Origin of the sequence: Mameliella sp. MMSF_3455 (assembly GCF_030733205.1) — a bacterium.
GTDB lineage: Bacteria > Pseudomonadota > Alphaproteobacteria > Rhodobacterales > Rhodobacteraceae > Antarctobacter.
In genome coordinates this window covers 60,092-79,935 of record NZ_JASHJL010000001.1, presented here as the reverse complement: position 1 = coordinate 79,935, position 19,844 = coordinate 60,092, and the positions used below count along the sequence as shown (strand labels likewise).

Sequence of the window (19,844 nt, the reverse complement as noted above, 5' to 3'; positions counted from 1 at the left end):
CGCCCCCCAAGGACGCCCACGTCACCCGGCCTTCAGGTGCAGGTAGGTCTCGTTGAACCGCCGTTCGAGGTGTGCCCCGGCCGAGACCATCTCTCCAGACCCTATCGGCGCCACGTTGGTGTCCCAATCGGGGTTGAAGAACAACGGCACAGAGATCCGTTCATCCGCCGATCCCCGCACCCGGTGCAGCGTCGCCTTGACCCGTCCGCCGGTCCAGATCTCCAGCATCTCGCCAAAGTTGATGATGAACTCGCCCGGATCGGCGCGCACCGGCAGCCAGTCGTCCTCGGGCGTCAGCACCTCCAGGCCCGGCACCCCGTCTGTCCCCAGAAATGTCAGACACCCATAGTCGGTATGCGCTCCGATGCCGAAATCCTTGTCGCCCGCCCAGCCCGGGCGCGGCGGGTAATAATTGCCGCGAAGCAAGGCCATCGGCCGCGCGAACTTGTCGTCGAAAAAGCCCCGGTCCTCGCCAATTGCCTCGGCAATTCCCCGCAGCAGGTCCATCGCCACCGCCATAGCATCGCGGTAATAGGCTTCGATCACCTGCCGGAACCCCTCGGGGCGCTCTGGCCAGAGGTTGGCGGCATAAACCGCCAGCCCCGTGTCCGGCGCCTCGAATCCGCAATCAAAGACCTGCTTGTAGTCCGGGTTGGCCTCGGGATCGACCTGTTCGCTGAGTGACGCGCCCCAGCCACGGTTCGATCCCGTTGCCGCCATATCGACGGCGCGCTTCTCGGCCTCCGGCAAGTCGAAGAACGCCCGGTAAGCCGCCAGGACGAAACGCATGCGTGCCTGGGTGATCCCGGTATTGTAGACAGTCAGGAACCCGCTCTGTTCCGCACCCGACTTCAACGCCGCCAGGGCCTCGGGATCGCGCGCCGCGATCTTTGCCGCATCAAGTCTGGGGATCATGAGCCTCTCCTTCTGACAGCCCCTTGTCACGAGGTCGCGTGCACCGCAACCGGGCTTGACGTCGCGCCGCGCCCGGTGACACTTGGCCCCGCAAAAAGGAGAGGGCACATGCGACGCAAACTGGCCGCGGGCAACTGGAAGATGAACGGAACGCGCGCTGCGCTGGACGAACTGGCGGCGATGGGTGCCGCTGCGGACGGCGCGGCCGAAATCCTGCTGTGCCCGCCTGCCACCCTGATCGCGGCGGCGGCCCAGTCCGCGACGGGCATCGCGATCGGCGGCCAAGATTGCCACGCCGCGGCGTCGGGCGCCCATACCGGCGATCTTTCGGCGCCGATGCTGGCGGATGCAGGGGCAAGCTACGTCATCCTTGGCCATTCCGAGCGGCGCGCCGATCACGGCGAGGATGATACCCTGATCCGGGAAAAGACCCGTGCCGCCTGGGACGCCAACCTGACGGCGGTCGTCTGCGTCGGCGAAACCCTGGACCAGCGCGAGGCCAACAACACGCTGGACATCATCGGCGGGCAACTGGCCGCCTCGATCCCCGACGGGGCCACCGCGCACCGGCTTGTGGTGGCATATGAGCCGGTCTGGGCCATCGGCACCGGCAAGGTGCCGACGATGGAACAGATCGGCGAGGTTCACGGGTTCATTCGCGCCCGCCTGGAACGCCGTTTCGGCGCCGGCGTCGGGCGGTCGACCCGGCTGCTTTATGGCGGCTCGGTCAAACCCGGCAATGCCGGCGAGATCTTTGCCGTCCCGAACGTCGACGGCGCCCTTGTCGGCGGCGCAAGCCTCAAGGCCGCGGATTTCCTGCCGATCATCGAGGCCCTGAACGCCGCCCCGATGGAAGCCTGAAGCGCAAGGCGCGCCGATCCTTATCGTGACAAGAAAAAAGGGCCGGTTTCCCGGCCCTTTTCCTTATTCCGCAGCGCGCGCCTCGCAGAAGGCGGCCTCGAGCTGGTTGGTGGGCGGTGCGCCCTCGCAGTTGATCTGCGGCCCCATGACGTTGTCTGGCAAGACCGTCGAGATGACCGGGATGTAGGTTACCAGGATCAGGAAGACGAAAAGCACGGCCAGGAAAGGCAGCGCCGCCTTGACGACCCGCATCATGGGCATGCCCGCGACACCGGAGGTGACGAAGAGGTTGAGCCCCACCGGCGGCGTGATCATCCCGATTTCCATGTTCACCACCATGATGATGCCCAGGTGGATCGGGTCGATGCCCAGTTGCAGCGCAATCGGAAAGACCAGCGGCGCAACGATCACCAGAAGACCCGAAGGCTCCATGAACTGACCGCCGATCAGCAGGATCACGTTGACGATCACCAGGAACATGATCGGACCGAACCCGGCGTCCAGCATCGCCGCCGCGATCTGCTGCGGGATCTGCTCGTCGGTCAGCACGTGCTTCAGGATCAGCGCGTTGGCGATGATGAACATCAGCGTGACCGTCAGCTTGCCCGCCTCGAACAGCGTGTTCTTGGTGTCCTTGTGGAAAAAGGCGGTGATCAGGGCGATGGGTTTGCGGATCAGCGGCGTGTTGGGCGCCCCGTCCTTGCCGGCCAGCGGCCCCATGTCGCGATAGACGAAGGTCGCGATCACGAAGGCATAGACCGCCGCGACCGCGGCCGCCTCTGTCGGGGTAAAGATACCGCCGTAGATGCCGCCCAGGATGATGACGATCAGCAAGAGCCCCCAGAGCGCGTCGCCCCCAGCCTCGGCCACTTCGCCCCAGCCTTTCCATTCGCCCTTGGGCAGGTCGCGCATGATGGCGATGATCAGGATCGTGGCCATCAGCATGGTGCCCGCCATCAGGCCAGGGATGACACCGGCCAGGAACATGCGGCCCACGGAAACGTCGGTGGCGGAGGCATAGACAACCATCACGATCGACGGTGGGATCAGGATGCCAAGGGTGCCCGCATTGGCGATGACACCGGCGGCGAAATCCTTGGAATACCCCACCTGGCGCATACCGGCGATCACGATGGACCCGATGGCGACCACGGTTGCAGGCGAAGACCCGGAAAGCGCCGCGAACAACATGCAGGCAAAGACACCGGCGATGGCAAGACCGCCCGGCAGGTGCCCGACGCAGGCGATCGAAAAGCGGATGATCCGCTGCGCCACGCCGCCCGTCGACATGAAGCTGGACGCCAGGATGAAGAAGGGAATAGCCAACAGCGTGTAGTGCCCGGCCATCGCCTGGAAAAAGCTCTGCGCGATGGAGGCCAGCGAGGTGTCGCTGAGGACCAGCAGGAAAACGATCGAGGAGAACCCGAGCGAGACGGCAATCGGCACACCGATCAGCATCAGGCCGATCACCATCCCAAAGAGAATGACAACATCCATCGGATCAGTCCTTGTTCATGTGCGCGACGTCTTCGACCGCGTCTTCGGCTTCGTGGCTGACGATCAGGCTCTCGGCTTTGCCGCGCCAGATGCGGACGGTGGCCTGGATGAAGCGGACGAGCAGCAAGAGCGCGCCGAACGGCAGGATGACGTAGGGGATGAAACGGGGTATCTTTTCATAAGCTTCGCCCTCGTTGATCCAGGGCTCGATGAAGCGCAGCCACTCGGGCATCGGAATGTCGATCACCTCGTACCAGGAACGGTAGGAGGTACGGCCCATTTCCTCGAACCCGGTGGGGAACCAGCGGCCCGTGGTCTGCGGCAGATTGGCGAAGTTGGCCCAGTAATCCCAGGCACCTTTCAGCAGCAGGAAGGCATAGCCGATGCAGACCGCTGCCGCGATCAGGGTCATGACCTTGCGGGTCGGGGCGGAGACAACGTTCAGCACCGCGTCGACGCCCAGGTTCGCGGTCTTCTTGACCGCGTAGCTGACCCCGAACAGAACCAGCCAGGCAAATAGGAACGAGGTCGCCTCCAGCCCCCAGATCAGGCCACCGGGCAGGTCCACGCCCAGCAGGCCCTCCAGCCAGCGGCCGAATTGGCTGTTCACGCCATAACGCAACACGACGTTGATGAAAGTGATGATCGTCATCGCGCCAAGGATGAGCGCGATCACCGTCTCTTCCAGTTCGTCGATGAAACGTCCGAACATACCGTTCGGTGGATTGTGAGCTGACATGGTCCCCCTCCTTGCCCCGGTTCGGGTACAAAAAACCCGGCCCCCATACCGTCACGGGGGCCGGGCGTTCGGCGCTCAGGCCATTACATGTTGCTGTTGATCGCCTGTGCGGCGTCGATCTTGTCCTGGCCCACGTCGTCGACGAACTGGTCCCAGACCGGCTTCATCGTGGCGACCCAGGCCGCGCGCTGCTCGGCGGTCAGTTCGCGTACCGTGCCGCCGGCGTCGATGATCGCCTGCCTGGCTTCCTGGTTGACCTTGAAGCTCTCCGCGTTGCGGGTTTCGGTCACCTCGGCGATGATTGTTGCCAGCTGGTCGCGCACGTCTGCGTCCAGGCCTTCCCACCAATCCACGTTGGTCACGACAAGATAGTCGATCACGCCGTGGTTGGTCTCGGTGATGCCGTCCTGCACCTCGAAGAACTTCTGGCCGTAAATGTTGGACCAGGTGTTTTCCTGCCCGTCGACAACGCCGGTCTGCAATGCGCCGTAGACCTCGGAAAAGGCCATCGGCTGCGGGCTGCCGCCCAGGGCTGCCATCTGCGCCTTGAGTACCTCGGAGTTCTGCACGCGGAACTTCAGGCCTTCGGCATCGCCGGGATCGACCAGCGGCTTGTTGGCCGACATCTGTTTCATGCCGTTGTGCCAGAAGGCCAGGCCCAGCAGGCCGCGGCGAGTCATGGATTCCTTCATCTCCTGCCCGGTGTCGGACTGCTGGAAGGCGTTGACCGCATCGATGTCCTTGAACATGAACGGCAGGTCGAAGATGCGGAACTGCTTGGTGAACTGCTCGAACTTCGACAGCGAGGGCGCGGCCAGCTGGACGTCGCCCTGCAGCATCGCCTCCAGCACCTGGTCGTCGTTGTAGAGGGTCGAGTTCGGGAAGACCTCCATGCAGGCCTTGCCGTCCATCTCGGCGTTCACGCGCTCGGCCAGCAGGGTGGCAGCGATGCCCTTGGGGTGACGGTCGGTGTTGGTGACATGGCTGAACTTGATGACAAGCTCACCCTCGTCGCAGGCGGCCTGGGCACCGGTGGCACCGGTCACGACAAGGGCCGCCGCCGCGGCGGTCATCAGAAACTTTTTCATGGGTATCCTCCCAGATACGGTTTTCAGTTTCGCGGCACCCCTCCTCGAGGCACCGGATGCCGAATAGAAAGCCGCCAGTTCCGAATCGGATCAAGTGCGCGTGATGGAAAACGCCCTTATGTCCACTTTATAACACAAAATCAATTTGTTACAGTAGAACCCCTAGACGAAGCGCCAGGGTCCGGTCGCGACCCGTGCGGTTCTCCGCACAGATGTTTCCGCTCGCTGTGCGGAAATCCGCACAGATCATGCAATGGTCGCGAATCCCTGTACCCACAGGCGGGATGCGGCATCAGCCCCGGTAGGTCTCGGGTTTCAGGCCGTATTTGGCCAGTTTGTCATAAAAGGTCTTGCGCGGCAGTTTCAGCGCCTCGGCGGCAAGCCGTGCCTGTCCCTCGTTCTTGCGCAGCGCCTCGATCAGCAGGGATCGTTCGACCTGCGCCATTCGCTCGGCCAGGCCGAGACTGCCTTCCGGCGCGGCCACGTCGCCCAGACCCAGCACAAAGCGCATGGCCGTGCTCATCAATGCACGGGCGTTGCCCGGCCAATCCTGTGCCATCAGGCTGGAGATCAGGTCCTCGGTGATCTCGGGTGGCGCAAGCCCGGCCTGTTCCGCGGCCTGGGCGACGTAATGCCGGAACAGAACCGGGATGTCCTCGGGCCGTTCCGCCAGCGACGGGATACGCACTTGGCAAACCTCGAGCCGGTAGTAGAGATCACTGGACATCTCGCCCTTTTCCGCGGCAACCGCCAGATCCTGCGTGCTGCCACCGATCAAGACCGCGTCGCCCTGTTCCATGAGGTCGATCAATGCCAATTGCGTGTCCTGGCTGAGCGCGCCGATCCCGTCGAGAAACAGCGACCCACCCGCGCAGCTTTGCCAGAGCGCCTGCAATTCGGCCCGGTCCAGCCCCGCCGCCGCGCGTTTCTGGAACGGCGCCTTGGCGCGGGGTGACGCCAGGTGGATGACCTCGGCCACCTTGGAAATGCCGGTGCCCGGCGCGCCCGTCACCAGCGCCTCTGTTCCGGCACGCGCGGCGATGCGCACGCGGGCGCGCAGCCGTTCCGCCGCGGGAGAGATTCCGAAGATCAGCCGCGCCGCCGGGTCGCCGGTTTCCAGCTGCGCCTTCAGCCGGCGGTTTTCCAGCACCAGGCCACGCGTCTTCAGCGCGCGGCGCACGACGGCGGTGAAATCCGCAGGGCTGCAGGGCTTTTCCAGGAAATCGAAGGCGCCCTGCGACATGGCCCGTACCGCCATCGGGATGTCGCCTTCTCCGGTCAACAGGATCACTGGCAGTTCCGGGTCCTGCTGGTGCGCATAATCCAACAGGTGAAAGCCATCGCGCCCGGGCATCCGGATATCCGAGACAATCACGCCCTCGAAATCCGGGCGGATCCGGTCCTTGGCCTCGACGAAGGACCCCGCCGTCAGAGTATCGAAATCCGCCAGTTCCAGCGACTGCCCAAGCGCCTCTCGCACCGAGGCGTCGTCATCGACCAGCAGCACCCGGCTGACCATCATGTGGGGCCTCCCCAGGGACGGTGGGCGGGGCGAGGTTTCGTGCGCAGGGCGGGACATGCGTCGTTGATTGTCCTCACGCGGCCATCTCCGCCCGCCAGTAATCCAGTTCGACCGAGAACAGCGCACCGGTTTCCGTGTTGGTGCCGCGAATGCGGCCGCCAAAGCTTTGCACCAGACCATAGGAAATCGACAGGCCCAATCCCATCCCGTCGCCCACCTGCTTGGTCGAATAGAAGGGTTCGAACACCTTCTCCGGATCGGCGATGCCGGGTCCGCTGTCCTGCACCCGTACCTCCAGCCGGTCGCCCAGCACCAGCGAGACCTCGATCACCTTGACCTCCTGTCCCGACATGGCGTCGGCCGCATTGTTGATGAGGTTGACGAAAACCTGCCCCAGACGCACCTCGCCGCCCATGACCCAGATCGGCGCGGGCCAGGATGCCGGGTTCCAGTGCAGTGTCACGCCATCGGATTTCAACCGGGCCTCCGTCATCTCCACCGCCGAAGTCAGCACCGCCACCACATCGACCTTGCCCATCGGCTCGGCCTCGTTTCGGGCAAAGGCGCGCAGGTTCTTGATGATCCGCGCCGCCCGCGCCGCCAGCCCCGCGATCCGGTCCAGGTTGGCGCGCGCCTTCTCCGGCTTGCCCTTGTCCAGAAAGGCCGCGCCGTTCTCGGCGAACTGGCCGATGGCCATCAGCGGCTGGTTCAACTCGTGACTTATGCCCGCCGACATCTGCCCCAACGCGCTCAGCTTGCCAGCCTCCACCAGCTCTGCCTGCGCCCGTCGCAACGCGGCCTCGGCTTCTTCGCGTTCCGACACCTCGCGCCGCAGCGCCAGGTTCGCCTGTTCCAGATCCTGCGTGCGGTCCCTGACCCGGCCTTCCAGTCGCGCGTTGGCGATGCTGAGCGCGCGCCGCCGTTCGGTCGCCAGGAACAATAACGAACCGAAGAAGAGGCAGAGCACGACCACAACGGCAGTCTGCAACCAGGCAAGCCTGCGCGCCGGCCCCACGTCCACCAGCGCCTCTCCGGTCAGGCCGATCACCGGAAGCGGTTGAACCAGGTGCAGCGCCGCAGGCGGGACATAGGGGCTGAGACGCTGGTGCCAGACCTCATGTTCGCCGACCATCCGCCTGTCGACATCGACAACCGCCCCGCCGGGGCCGATCATCGCGTTGTCGGTGCGCTGCCAGAACAGCAGTTCCGACCGGTTGGTGACAAAGACCTGGTTCATCGCGTCGGTAAAGAAGACCGAAGGGCGCGACCCGCTCCATTCCCATTCCAGCGCCTCGATGTCAGCCACCAGGACCAACACGCCGCGCACCTTGCCATCAGGTCCGAAATCCGGCGCACCGTGGAAATAGGCCCGCCGGGCAGCGCCCGCGCTGATCCCGCGATCGGCCCCGAGAGCCCCATTGACCGCCCGAAGAAACCAGGGCTGTGCCGACAGATCGACAGGGACCTCGCCCCGTGCAGAGGCCAGGACGCGCCCGTCGCGATCCGCGTAAAAGGCGTTCAGCGCGCCCGTCTGGTCCAGGTTGCGCAACAGCACCGCCTCTGCCGCGCCTCGGCCGCCACCTGTGTGCAAGGCCGCGAAGGCCGGGTGATCCGCAAGTGACACCGCCAAAGAGCGATAGCGCTGCAACCCTGTCACCAGCCTGTCGGCGGCCAGCCTCAGGTCCGACCGGCCCTGTGCCTCGACCTGGCGTAGCGCCTCGGCATAGCTGGTGGTCCAGACGATCCAGCCCAGCCCCGCGACCGCGGCCAGGAACAGCCCGACGATGGGGGCGCGTGCTGTGGGTCCGTCTCTCATGACCAGCGATCATAGACCCCTCTTGCCTGTGCTGCCAAGACACGCCAAGCATCCGCCATGCAGCGCTTTTCCCAAGACCCGACCGAAGCCGGATTCGTCCAGGACCCCTACCCGTTCTACGATCGTATGCGCGCCGCCGGCGACCTGGCCTGGTGGGAGGACTACGCGATGCCCTGCGCGGTTTCTCACCGGGCGGTCAGCGCGCTCTTGCGCGACCGCCGTTTCGGGCGTGAAATCCCGCCGGAACTGGCCCCGACTGTCCCGCCCCACATGGCCCCTTTCTACGCGGTCGAGGCGCATTCCATGCTGGAGTTGGAACCGCCGCGCCACACCCGCCTGCGAGGGCTTGTGCTGCGCGCGTTCACCTCGCGCCGGATCAAGGCGCTGGGGCCCGAGATCGCGCAGCTCTCGCATGAGCTGATCGACCGCCTGCCCGAAGGCGACTGCGACCTGTTGACCGGCTTTTGCCAACCGCTGCCAGTGATCGTGATCTGTCGCCTGCTGGGAGTGCCGGAGGCCCAGGCAGAACAACTGCTGGCCTGGTCGAACGCGATGGTCGCGATGTACCAGGCCCGCCGTGACCGCGCGATCGAGGACAGTGCAGCGCGCGCAGCGCAGGAGTTTTCCGATTTCCTCAAGGGCTATGTCGAAACCCGACGCGGCCAGCCCGGCGATGACCTCATGACGCATCTGATTGCCGCCGAAGAGGATGGCGAGAAGCTCTCGACCGAAGAACTGATCACCACCTGCATCCTGCTGTTGAACGCGGGCCACGAGGCGACCGTGCACACGCTGGGCAACGGTATCAAATGCCTGCTGGAACGCGGGCATGGCATCACGCCGGATTCGGCCGACACCACGGTCGAGGAGATCCTGCGTTTTGACCCGCCCCTGCACATGTTCACCCGTTACGCCTATGAAGAGGTGGAGGTTTTCGGGCATCCCTTCCGGCGCGGAGACCAGGTGGCACTGTTGCTGGGGGCCGCCAACCGCGATCCCGCCGTCTGGCCCGACCCGGCGCGTTTCAATCCGGCACGCCCGATCAGCGCCAACACCAGTTTCGGCGCCGGTCTGCACTTCTGCGTCGGTGCGCCGCTGGCGCGGTTGGAACTGCAAACGGCGCTGCCGATCCTGTTCGAACGCCTGCCGACCTTGCGATTGGCCGAACCTCCGCGCTACGCCAACTTGTATCATTTTCACGGACTGGAGCGGCTCCTCGTCAGCACACCCTGACCCGGGCCAAGCGCCTGCGGTCACAAGGGCAGTGCCGTCGTCGCCTTGATCTCTTCCATCGACAAGAGCGCGGTGACGTTGTGCACTTTCACCTCTGAGATCAACGCCTGGTAGAACACGTCATAGGCGCGGGCGTTCTTCACCCGCACCTTCAGGATATAGTCGATATCGCCCGCCAGCCGATGCGCCTCCTGCACTTCGGGGCGTTCCTTCAACGCCTTGAGAAACCTTGCCTGCCAGTCCGCCTCATGCTCGGACGTGCGGATGAGAACAAAGAACGTCGCCTCGAAACCCAGCTTCTCGGCATCGAGGACAACGGTCTGCTGACCCAGCACACCGCCCTCGCGCAGCTTGCGAATCCGGTTCCAGACCGGGGTCTTGGAGGACCCCACTTTCCTGGCGATCTCGTCCAGCGACTGCCCTGCATCACGCTGCAGTTCCGCAAGAATTTTCCGATCTGTCTCGTCGATCTTCACGGCTGTTCTTCCTCTCGGCCGGTATTGGAACATTCCTCCACCTACGCACACTTGATAGAACAAACGTTCTTAGTTTTCCAGCCCCATAGGCAAAACGGGGGACGATTTCCTATTATCAAGGGCAGACGCAAGGAGTTCCGAAGTGCAGCACTTCCCGATCTTTCTCGATCTCGCCGGGCGGCGGGTGATTGTTTCCGGCGGCGGCGATGCCGCTTTGGCCAAGCTGCGCCTGCTCCTCAAGACAGAGGCGCAGATCACCGTCTTTGCCGCCCATCCCGACAGCCAGATCATCGCCTGGGCCGCCGAAGGCGCCTTGACGCTGGTGCGTCGCGCCCTGGAACCGGGCGACACGCTATGCGCCGTGCTGTTCTACGGCGCCAACGAGGACGCCGACGAAGATGCCCGCACGGCCGCGCTGGCCCGCGCCGAGGGTGCGCTGGTCAATGTCGTCGACAACCTGCAGGACAGCCAGTTCATCACGCCTGCCATCGTCGACCGCGACCCGGTGACCGTGGCCATCGGCACCGAGGGCGCCGCCCCGGTTCTGGCCCGGGCGATCAAGGCCGACCTCGAAGAGCGCCTGCCCGCCACGCTGGGCACGCTGGCGCGCATCGGCAAGACGTTCCGCAAGATGGCCGAGGCGCTGCCCTTTGGCCGCGCACGCCGCGACTTTTGGCAGGACTACTACTTCAACGCCGGTCCCCGCGCCATCACGCAGGGAGAAGAGGCCGTCGACGAGGCGCTGGACGACCTGCTGGCCCGTCATCTTGAGCGCGATCAGCGCCCCGGGCACATCTCCTTTGTCGGCGCCGGCCCCGGCGATCCCGACCTGTTGACCCTGAAGGCGCGCAAGGCGCTGGATGCCGCCGACGTGGTGATCCACGACCGGCTGGTGCCGCAACCGATTCTGGAATTGGCCCGCCGCGAGGCCACCATGATCGATGTGGGCAAGACCGGGTTCGGCCCCTCCACCGCGCAGGAAGACATCGACGCGCTGATCGTCAAGCACGGTCTCGATGGCGCGCAGGTGGTGCGGCTCAAGGGCGGGGACTGCACCGTCTTCGGCCGCCTGGACGAGGAAATCGAGGCGGTCCTGGCCGCGGGCCTGTCCTATGACGTGGTGCCCGGCATCACCGCCGCCTCTGCCGCCGTCGCCTCGATCGGCCAGTCGATCACGAAGCGCGGGCGCAATGCCGCGGCGCGGGTGATGACCGGCCACGACATGCAGGGTTTTGCCGATCACGACTGGCGCAGCCTGGCCCGTCCCGGCGAGGTCGCCGCGATCTACATGGGCAAGCGCGCCGCGCATTTCCTGCAGGGTCGGCTGATGATGCACGGCGCCGCGCCCGACACCCCCGTCACCGTGGTCGAGAACGCCTCGCGTCCCGACCAGCAGGTGCTGGAAACCACGCTGGACCGTTTGGCCGCCGATCTTGGCACCGCCGGTTTCGACGGCCCTGCCCTCATGCTTTACGGCCTCGCCCCGCGCGATGGCCTTCCCGTCACGACATTCGATCAGGAGGCTCACCCTTGGCCCGCAAATTCACTCCCAAAGTCGTCACAGCAAACGCCCTCCTCGCTGGCGACGTCGTCTATCTGACCGCCGACGACCGGTGGAGCCCGGACCTGCGCGAGGCGGAACTGCTGACCGACGAGGCCCACGCCCAGCTGCGGCTGGTCGAAGCCAGCGCGCGGCATTCCGAGGTGGTCGGCGTCTACCTCGCCGACATGGCACCTGGCGCCGACGGCCCCGAACCCACGCACTTCCGCGAGGCTTTCCGCCGCACCGGCCCTTCGAACTACGCGCACGGCAAACAGGCCGAGCTGTAAGATTTTCCGACCCCACGCGCCAAGGCGCAAAGGAGACGACAGATGTACGCATACAATGACTTCGACGCCGCTTTCGTGGCGGAACGCAACCGCCAGTTCCGCGCCCAAGTGGAGCGCCGCATCGACGGTTCGCTGACCGAGGACGAGTTCAAGCCGCTGCGCCTGATGAACGGCCTGTATCTGCAATTGCACGCCTACATGCTGCGCGTCGCCATCCCCTATGGCACCCTGAACAGCGCCCAGATGCGGCAGCTGGCCTATATCGCCGAGCGCTGGGACAAGGGATATGGCCATTTCACCACGCGGCAGAACATCCAGTACAACTGGCCCAAGCTCAAGGACGTGCCGGACATGCTGGACGCGCTGGCCGAGGTCGAGATGCACGCCATCCAGACATCGGGCAACACGATCCGCAACGTGACCGCCGATCACTTTGCCGGGGCCGCAGCCGATGAGATCGCAGATCCGCGCCCGGTGGCCGAACTCCTGCGCCAGTGGTCGACCGATCACCCGGAATTCCAGTTCCTGCCGCGCAAGTTCAAGATCGCCGTCACCGGCTCGCCCAATGACCGCGCCGTGACTGCCGCCCATGACCTGGCCATCCGGATCGTCGAGAAGGACGGGCAGATCGGCTATGCCGTTCTGGTCGGTGGCGGATTGGGACGGACGCCGATGATCGGCAAGATCATCAACGAGTTTGTCCCGCAAGAAGACCTGCTGCCCTACGTCGAGGCCGTCGTCTCGGTCTGGAACCTGCTGGGTCGGCGCGACAACAAGTACAAGGCGCGCATCAAGATCACCGTGCACGAGCACGGCATCGAAGAGATCCGCCGTCTGGTCGAAGCGCGGTTCGTCGAGACTAAGGCCGCCTTCAACGGCGCCGACCTTGACCTGTTCGAAACGATCAAGGGCCATTTCGCGGCGCCTTCGTTCACGAAACGCCCCGTTTCGGCCTTTGACCGTGCCTATGACAACGATCCGGTCTTTCGGGCCTGGGCGGACACCAACCTGTCCGACCACCAGGCCGAGGGCTATGCCATCGCGCAGATCAGCCTCAAGGCGCATGGCGAAACGCCGGGCGACGCCACGGCGGACCAGATGCGTGTCATGGCCGACATCGCGCAGGAATTCGGCCATGACGAGTTGCGCATCAGCCACGAGCAGAACGTGATCCTGCCGCATGTCCACAAGGACGACCTGCCGGAGATCCACGCCCGGCTGAAGGCGCACGGGCTGGCCACTGCCAATATCGGGCTGGTGTCCGACATCATCGCCTGCCCCGGCATGGACTATTGTGCCTTGGCCACCGCGCGTTCGATCCCGATCGCGCAGGAGATTGCCACGCGGTTCGACGAGCTGAAGATCGAGCACGAGATCGGCGACCTGAAGATCAAGATCTCGGGCTGCATCAACGCGTGCGGGCATCACCACGTCGGCCATATCGGCATTCTTGGCCTGGACCGCGCTGGGGTGGAGAACTACCAGATCACCCTTGGCGGCGATCACACCGAAACCGCGGCCCTTGGCACCCGCACCGGCCCCGGATTTTCGGCCGAAGAAATCGTGCCGGCCATCGAACGCATCGTGGACGCATACCTCGACAACCGCGATAGCGCCGATGAGACCTTCTTGCAGACCTATCGCCGCCTGGGCATGGCGCCCTTCAAGACGGCACTCTACGGTGAAAAGGCCGACAAGCGGTCCGAGGCGGCCTGATCCGATGAATGCCTTCACCCCGCCCAGACCTGCCGCGCAGGACGCGCGGCAGGACATGACCGACCGCGCCGAACGGGTCGCGGCGCTGAACGCGCGTTATCGCCATCACAGCGCCACCTCGGTCCTGGAAGGCGCGTTGCGCGATCCCGACGCCGGGCAACTGGCGTTGGTGTCCTCCTTCGGTGCTGAATCGGTGGCGCTGCTGCACCTGGTGGCGATGGTGGACCGAAAGACGCCGGTGCTGTTCATCGACACGCGGCTGTTGTTCGCGGAAACCCTGGCCTACCAGCAGGAAGTGGCGGAACGGTTGCGGCTGGAGAACCTTCGGATCATCCGCACCGACCGCGAGACACTGGACAAGCGCGACCCATACGGAGCGCTGCGGATGACGGACACCGATGCCTGCTGCGCCCTGCGCAAGACAGAGCCGCTGAACGCCGCACTGGACGGGTTCGACGGCTGGATCACCGGGCGCAAGCGCTATCAGTCCGGCACCCGCGCCGCATTGGAGTTCTTTGAACTCGAGGACGGCACCGGTCGGATCAAGCTGAACCCGCTGGCCCATTGGACGCCCGAAGACGTACGTGCCTACATGGAGGAGAACCGCCTGCCCAAGCATCCGCTGGTGGCACAGGGCTATCCATCCATCGGCTGCCAGCCCTGCACGTCCAAGGTGGCACCCGGAGAAGATCCCCGCTCGGGCCGCTGGCGCGGGCAGGACAAGGAAGAATGCGGCATCCATTTCGTGAATGGCCGCCCCGTCAGAAACGCCCCCGGTGGCGGCGAGACACAAGGAGAAAAGGCATGACGATCATCGTGCGCGACGACGGCTTTCACGCCGAAGATTGGAACGGCGACTTCGACGGTCCGGCAGCCCAGGACCTGCCGTCCGACACCGCCCCGGACAGCCTCGCCTTTGACGACGACACCGGCATGATCCGCATCGACTTTCCCAGCTTTGCGGACGGGCGCGGCTTTACCCTGGCGCGTCTTCTGCGCCTGCGCGGGTACACCGGCCGCCTGCGGGCGCGCGGGCATGTGATCGCGGATCAATATGCAATGGCCCGCCGCGCCGGTTTCGACGAGGTCGAGATCGACGAGGCATTGGCCGAACGCCAGCCGGAGGATCAATGGGTCTTTCGCGCCGATTGGCGCGCCCATGACTACCAGGCACGGATGCGCGGCACCGCCTGACGCATTTAGCGACGTTGACGGGCGCAGGCCGGGGCAATCCCGGCCCGCGCCCTTGCGCCGCCTTTCACCTGATGCAGATCAAAGCTAGATATAAGGTGCCGGTTTACCTAGCCGGCAGGACGACATGACAGAGATGAGCCCCGTGACCGACGCCACCGCAACCGAGACCGCCCGCGCGCCCCGCACCCTTGCCGTGCCGGACGCCCAGACCGTGACCGAGGTCAAGCACTATACCGACCGGCTGTTTTCCTTCCGCTGCACGCGCCCCGCATCGCTGCGCTTCCGCTCGGGCGAATTCGTCATGATCGGCCTGATGGGCGATCCCGATCCCAAGACCGGCAAGCAAAAACCGCTCTTGCGCGCTTATTCCATCGCCTCGCCCTCCTGGGACGAAGAACTGGAGTTCTACTCGATCAAGGTGCAGGACGGTCCGCTGACCTCGAAGCTGCAACACATCAAGCCGGGCGACCAGATCATCCTTCGGCCCAAGCCCGTGGGCACGCTGGTGCACGACGCCCTGCTGCCCGGCAAGCGGCTGTGGTTCTTCGCCACCGGCACCGGCTTTGCGCCCTTCTCCTCGCTGTTGCGCGAACCGCAGACCTACGAGGACTACGATGAGATCATCATCACCCACACCTGCCGCGAGGCCGGCGAACTGACCTATGGCCGCGACATCATCGAAAGCCTGAAGACCGACGAACTGCTGGCCGAGGTCATCGGCGAAGGCTTCTGGAAGAAGATCAAGTATTACCCGACCACGACCCGCGAAGAGAGCGCCAAGATGGGCCGCATCACCGACCTGATGCGCTCGGGCGAGGCCTTCAAGGACCTGGGCGTTGCCCCGCTCAACCCCGACACCGACCGGGCAATGATCTGCGGCAATCTGGCCTTCAACCTTGAACTGAAAGAGATGCTGGAGGAATACGGGCTGGAAGAAGGCGCGAATTCCGACCCCAAGCATTACGTTGTCGAAAAGGCCTTTCTCGACTGAGAAAGCATTGCCTCAGGCAAGCGAAAGGGCCGTCCGATCGGGCGGCCCTTTTGCATTGCGGGGATAGGCATTCGGTATCGGGGCACAAGACCACGACCCAGTCCGCCTGCAAGGTCTCAATCACGCGCGGCGCGGCGACCACGGTCGGGCCCCGCGGCAGGCCTGAATGGCACCACGCGATTGGTCGCGCTCGGCGCGCACCGTTGCGCTGGTCACTGCGCGACGCAGTCGGCGAAGTAGCTGACCTCGCCGGTCTTGCCGGTCTCTTGCAGCAGGCCGTGGATATCGGTCTCGAACCCGGGACATTCGCGGGAAAATTCGCGGTTGAAACGCAGGTAGTCCACGATCTCCTTGCTGAAGATCTCGCCCGGAACAAGAAGCGGAATACCCGGTGGATACGGGGTAACAAGGCTTGTGGTCACACGACCTTCGAGATCGTCGATTCCGACCCGTTCGGTCTTTCTCCGCGCGATGTGTGAAAAGGCTTCTGATGGCGACATGGCCGGGTAATGATCGCTGGTGTAGATCTTGGTTGTCAAACGGGCCACGTCATATTTCGCATAGAGTTCATGCACATGCTGGGACAGATCCTTGAGCCCCATGTGTTCGTAGCGGGACTGCTTGGCGCAAAATTCCGGCATGACGCGCCAAAGCGGCTGGTTTCGGTCATAATCGTCCTTGCACTGCTGGAGCGCGGCGAGAAGCGTGTTCCACCGGCCTTTGGTGATGCCGATAGTGAACATGATGAAGAAACTGTAGAGGCCGGTCTTTTCGACAACGACGCCATGTTCGGCCAAGTACTTCGAGACAATCGAGGCCGGGATGCCGGTTTCTTCGAACCGGCCATCAATGTTGAGCCCGGGCGTTATGATCGTCGCCTTGATCGGGTCCAGCATGTTGAAGTTGCGGGCCATGTCGCCAAAGCCGTGCCAAGCGTCTTCGCCCGAGCTTTCGACCGCTTCGCTGTCGGTCTTCTTGAGCTCCCAGTCCTTGGCTCGTCCAATCCCGTCTTCGGCAAGCTCGTCCGGTCCCCAGACCTGGAACCACCAGTCATTGCCGTACTCTGCGTCGACCTTGCGCATGGCCCGCCGGAAATCGAGCGCCTCCAGCAGGCTTTCTTCGACCAGGGCGGTGCCACCCGGTGGCTCCATCATGGCCGCCGCGACATCGCAACTGGCGATGATCGAATACTGCGGGCTTGTCGACGTGTGCATCAGATAGGATTCATTGAACAGGTGACGGTCGAGCTTCGTCTCCTCGGAGTCCTGCACGAGAATATGGCTGGCCTGGCTGATTCCGGCGAGGAGCTTGTGAACCGATTGGGTGGCGTAGGTCACGGAATGTTTCGTGCGCGGCCTCCGGCGCCCCATCGCGTGGTAGGTGCCATAGAACGGGTGAAAGGCGGCATGAGGCAGCCAGGCCTCGTCGAAGTGCAGCGTTTCAACATAACCGTCCAACAGGTCCTTCACCACTTCGGTATTGTAGAGAACACCGTCATAGGTGGATTGCGTCAGCGTCAGGATGCGGGGTTTCACCTGATCGGCATCAAGCCCTTCCAATAGCGGATTTGCCCGGATCTTGGCGCGGATCGCCTCCGGCTCGAACTCGGACCGCTGAATGGGGCCGATGATGCCCCAGTGGTTGCGCGTCGGCTTGAGGAAGATCGGGATCGCTCCGGTCATGATGATCGCGTGCAATACCGACTTGTGGCAGTTGCGGTCCACCAGCACGACATCGTCCCGGGCAACGCTGTGATGCCAGACCATCTTGTTCGACGTCGAGGTGCCGTTGGTCACGAAAAAGCAGTGATCGGCATTGAAGATCCGCGCCGCATTCCGTTCCGACGCCCCGATGGCCCCATTGTGATCCAGCAGTTGCCCCAGTTCCTCGACCGAGTTGCAGACATCGGCTCGCAGCATGTTTTCGCCGTAAAACTGGTGATACATCTGCCCGATGGGCGATTTCAGGAAAGCGACCCCGCCGGAATGCCCGGGGCAATGCCACGAGTACGAGCCGTCCTCGGCGTAGTCGAGAAGCGCCTTGAAGAACGGCGGCTGGATATATTCGAGATAGTTCTTCGCTTCACGGATGATGTGGCGGGCGACGAATTCGGGCGTGTCCTCGAAGGCGTGGATGAATCCGTGCAACTCTCGCAGGACGTCATTCGGCAGGTGCCGCGATGTCTTCGTCTCGCCGTAGATGTAGATCGGCACGTCCTCGTTCTTGGAACGCACTTCCTCGATGAAATGCCGGAGGTTGAGAACCGCCGGATCGAGGTCCGGGCCGGGGCTGAACTCCTCGTCGTCGATGGACAGGACGAATGCGGAGGCGCGGCTTTGCTGTTGCGCGAACTGTGACAGGTCGCCGTAGCTGGTTGCGCCCAGGACTTCGAACCCCTCGTTTTCCAGCGCCCCGGCAAGCGCGCGAATTCCAAAGCCCGAGGTGTTTTCGGACCGGAAGTCCTCGTCGATGATGACGATGGGAAAGCGAAACTTCATCTGTTTATCCTTGATGCGACCCTGGACGCGGGATTGTTCTCAAAGCCTCGGCAACCGCGTTGACGTCACGATAGACCACGCGGAACAGGCATCCAAGATCCACAGGGCGCACGATCTCTTTGCGGTACGGCCTCTTTCCGAGCCGGGAAGTCGCCAGGTCCGCCAGATCGTCCCGGCGCAGACAAGACCGCCCGCCATTCCCGGTTCTGCTGCCCGACATTGCCCCCTGCCGACGCAGATACCGTCTTGAAGCCAGGCGACAAAACAAAAAGGGCCACCCGATCGGGCGGCCCTTCTGCGTCGCGGTGTGGACGGGTCTTATTCTTCGAGCCCCAGAAGCGCCTTGACCTGGTCCAGCGCGGTCTGGGTGATCTCGGGATTGTCCCGGACAGATTCCAGCGCGGCCTTGGCGCTGGCCTTTTTCAGTTCGCCCAGCTCGGAGTTGTCGATGTAGTCGATCACCTTGTCATAGTCGAAGCCTTCAACGGTCAGCAGCTCCTGGATCGACGGAGCCTCGGCCGTTTCGACAGGCTCGGCGGCAGGATCAGCCGCGGGTTCGGCGGCGGGGTCCGCCGTTTCGACGGGCTCGGCTGCCGGATCGGCGGCGGGCTCTGCGGCCGGTTCCGCGGTTTCGACAGGGTCGACCGCCGGATCCGCGGTTTCGACGGGTTCGACCACCGGATCGGCGGTTGCCGAGGGCTCCAGCACCGGCTCCGAAGCCGGGTCAGCCGTCTCGACAGGCTCGGCGGCGGGGTCTGCGGCCGGCTCGGCGGTCTCGGCAGGCTCTGCTGCGGGGGCCGGATCGACGGCCTCGGGCGCATCGGCGTCGACAAGGGCGGTGTCCACCACATCCTCGGCGTCCTTGGCCACGTCCATCGTCGCGTCGGCGGCATCCTTGGCGGCATCCACGGTCACGTCAGCCGCGTCCCTGGCCGCGTCCACGGTCGCATCCGCAGCATCCTTGGCAGCATCCACCGTCTTGTCCGCGGCACCGGCCAGGGCATCGCCAAGCGCTGCCTTGCCCTCTGCGACGTCCTTGGCAGCATCCGCCAGCGCGGTTTCGGCGGCATCCACGGTCTTGTCGGCGGCGTCCTTGGCCGCGTCCAACGTGGCATCCGCCGCGTCCTTGGCCGTGTCGGCCACATCCTTGGCGGTGTCGACGGTCATGTCCGCCGCGTCCACGGCATCCTCTGCCGCGTCCTTGGCCGCTTCTTCGGCCTTTTCAGCCGCTTCGGCCGCCGCCAGTTCGGCAGCCCGGGCCGCCTCGGCCGCGGCGCGCGCCGCTTCTTCCTTGGCCTGCTGGTCTGTGTACCACAGATAGCCACCCACGCCCGCTGCAACCGCCACCAGGACGAAGATCAGGTTTCTCATGAGAACCTCCATCACGTTCCGCCCCGCGCGCCGATGCGCAGGGTTCCTAGGAAGCGGTGTGCGACGCTCCCCCGCCAGCTTCAAGCGGAATCCGATT

Annotated in this window: 17 protein-coding genes; 8 read left to right on the top strand and 9 right to left on the bottom strand. The window is 64.5% G+C overall.

The window, feature by feature from the left end; all coding sequences use genetic code 11:
• Positions 1-21: 21 nt before the first annotated feature.
• Positions 22-915, bottom strand: coding sequence for an isopenicillin N synthase family dioxygenase (locus RBB42_RS00405; RefSeq protein WP_305968613.1), 894 nt, complete (start codon positions 913-915; stop codon positions 22-24).
• Between the two features lie 108 nt (positions 916-1,023).
• On the opposite strand from RBB42_RS00405, the gene tpiA reads away from it, so the two are divergent.
• On the top strand, positions 1,024-1,776 hold the full coding sequence (gene tpiA / locus RBB42_RS00400; protein ID WP_305968612.1) for a triose-phosphate isomerase: 753 nt from the start codon (positions 1,024-1,026) through the stop codon (positions 1,774-1,776).
• Between the two features lie 63 nt (positions 1,777-1,839).
• Here the strand turns inward: tpiA and RBB42_RS00395 are convergent, their stop codons facing one another.
• The 5 genes from RBB42_RS00395 to RBB42_RS00375 form a co-directional block, all read right to left on the bottom strand.
• Positions 1,840-3,273, bottom strand: coding sequence for a TRAP transporter large permease (locus RBB42_RS00395; RefSeq protein WP_305968611.1), 1,434 nt, complete (start codon positions 3,271-3,273; stop codon positions 1,840-1,842).
• Between the two features lie 4 nt (positions 3,274-3,277).
• Positions 3,278-4,012: a TRAP transporter small permease gene (locus tag RBB42_RS00390; protein WP_305968610.1), complete on the bottom strand. Its 735-nt coding sequence runs from the start codon at positions 4,010-4,012 to the stop codon at positions 3,278-3,280.
• An 83-nt stretch (positions 4,013-4,095) separates the two neighbouring features.
• A complete protein-coding gene (locus tag RBB42_RS00385; protein ID WP_305968609.1) occupies positions 4,096-5,100 on the bottom strand; it encodes a DctP family TRAP transporter solute-binding subunit in 1,005 nt (334 codons plus the stop codon).
• 292 nt (positions 5,101-5,392) lie between these two features.
• The gene (locus RBB42_RS00380) at positions 5,393-6,619 is read right to left on the bottom strand and encodes a sigma-54-dependent transcriptional regulator (RefSeq protein WP_306043587.1); all 1,227 of its coding nucleotides are present in this window, start codon (positions 6,617-6,619) and stop codon (positions 5,393-5,395) included.
• Between the two features lie 76 nt (positions 6,620-6,695).
• Entirely contained in the window at positions 6,696-8,438 is a 1,743-nt protein-coding gene (locus RBB42_RS00375) for a sensor histidine kinase (RefSeq protein WP_305968608.1), read from the bottom strand.
• 57 nt (positions 8,439-8,495) lie between these two features.
• Here RBB42_RS00375 and RBB42_RS00370 point away from each other — a divergent pair, with 57 nt between their 5' ends.
• A complete protein-coding gene (locus RBB42_RS00370) occupies positions 8,496-9,671 on the top strand; it encodes a cytochrome P450 (protein WP_305968607.1) in 1,176 nt (391 codons plus the stop codon).
• 20 nt (positions 9,672-9,691) lie between these two features.
• Here RBB42_RS00370 and RBB42_RS00365 read toward each other — a convergent pair whose 3' ends face one another.
• Positions 9,692-10,180, bottom strand: a complete 489-nt coding sequence (locus tag RBB42_RS00365) for an Lrp/AsnC family transcriptional regulator (protein WP_305968606.1) — start codon at positions 10,178-10,180, stop codon at positions 9,692-9,694.
• A 109-nt stretch (positions 10,181-10,289) separates the two neighbouring features.
• Here RBB42_RS00365 and cysG point away from each other — a divergent pair, with 109 nt between their 5' ends.
• The 6 genes from cysG (at position 10,290) to RBB42_RS00335 (ending at position 15,878) form a co-directional block, all read left to right on the top strand.
• Complete coding sequence (gene cysG, locus RBB42_RS00360) at positions 10,290-11,747, top strand: siroheme synthase CysG (RefSeq protein ID WP_305968605.1); 1,458 nt, start codon at positions 10,290-10,292, stop codon at positions 11,745-11,747.
• Positions 11,678-11,977 (top strand): DUF2849 domain-containing protein, encoded by a 300-nt coding sequence (locus RBB42_RS00355; RefSeq protein WP_305968604.1) that lies wholly within the window; start codon positions 11,678-11,680, stop codon positions 11,975-11,977. Before cysG ends, RBB42_RS00355 begins: the two co-directional genes overlap by 70 nt.
• A 42-nt stretch (positions 11,978-12,019) precedes the next feature.
• The gene (locus tag RBB42_RS00350) at positions 12,020-13,693 is read left to right on the top strand and encodes a nitrite/sulfite reductase (protein WP_305968603.1); all 1,674 of its coding nucleotides are present in this window, start codon (positions 12,020-12,022) and stop codon (positions 13,691-13,693) included.
• 55 nt (positions 13,694-13,748) lie between these two features.
• Positions 13,749-14,501: a phosphoadenylyl-sulfate reductase gene (locus RBB42_RS00345; protein WP_305968711.1), complete on the top strand. Its 753-nt coding sequence runs from the start codon at positions 13,749-13,751 to the stop codon at positions 14,499-14,501.
• Complete coding sequence (locus RBB42_RS00340; protein WP_305968602.1) at positions 14,498-14,887, top strand: DUF934 domain-containing protein; 390 nt, start codon at positions 14,498-14,500, stop codon at positions 14,885-14,887. Before RBB42_RS00345 ends, RBB42_RS00340 begins: the two co-directional genes overlap by 4 nt.
• Before the next feature lie 124 nt (positions 14,888-15,011).
• Positions 15,012-15,878: a ferredoxin--NADP reductase gene (locus RBB42_RS00335; protein ID WP_305968601.1), complete on the top strand. Its 867-nt coding sequence runs from the start codon at positions 15,012-15,014 to the stop codon at positions 15,876-15,878.
• A gap of 212 nt (positions 15,879-16,090) precedes the next feature.
• Here RBB42_RS00335 and RBB42_RS00330 read toward each other — a convergent pair whose 3' ends face one another.
• Both RBB42_RS00330 and RBB42_RS00325 read right to left on the bottom strand, forming a co-directional pair.
• Positions 16,091-18,376: an arginine/lysine/ornithine decarboxylase gene (locus RBB42_RS00330; protein ID WP_305968600.1), complete on the bottom strand. Its 2,286-nt coding sequence runs from the start codon at positions 18,374-18,376 to the stop codon at positions 16,091-16,093.
• Between the two features lie 318 nt (positions 18,377-18,694).
• Entirely contained in the window at positions 18,695-19,747 is a 1,053-nt protein-coding gene (locus tag RBB42_RS00325; RefSeq protein ID WP_305968599.1) for a hypothetical protein, read from the bottom strand.
• Between the last annotated feature and the right edge of the window lie 97 nt (positions 19,748-19,844).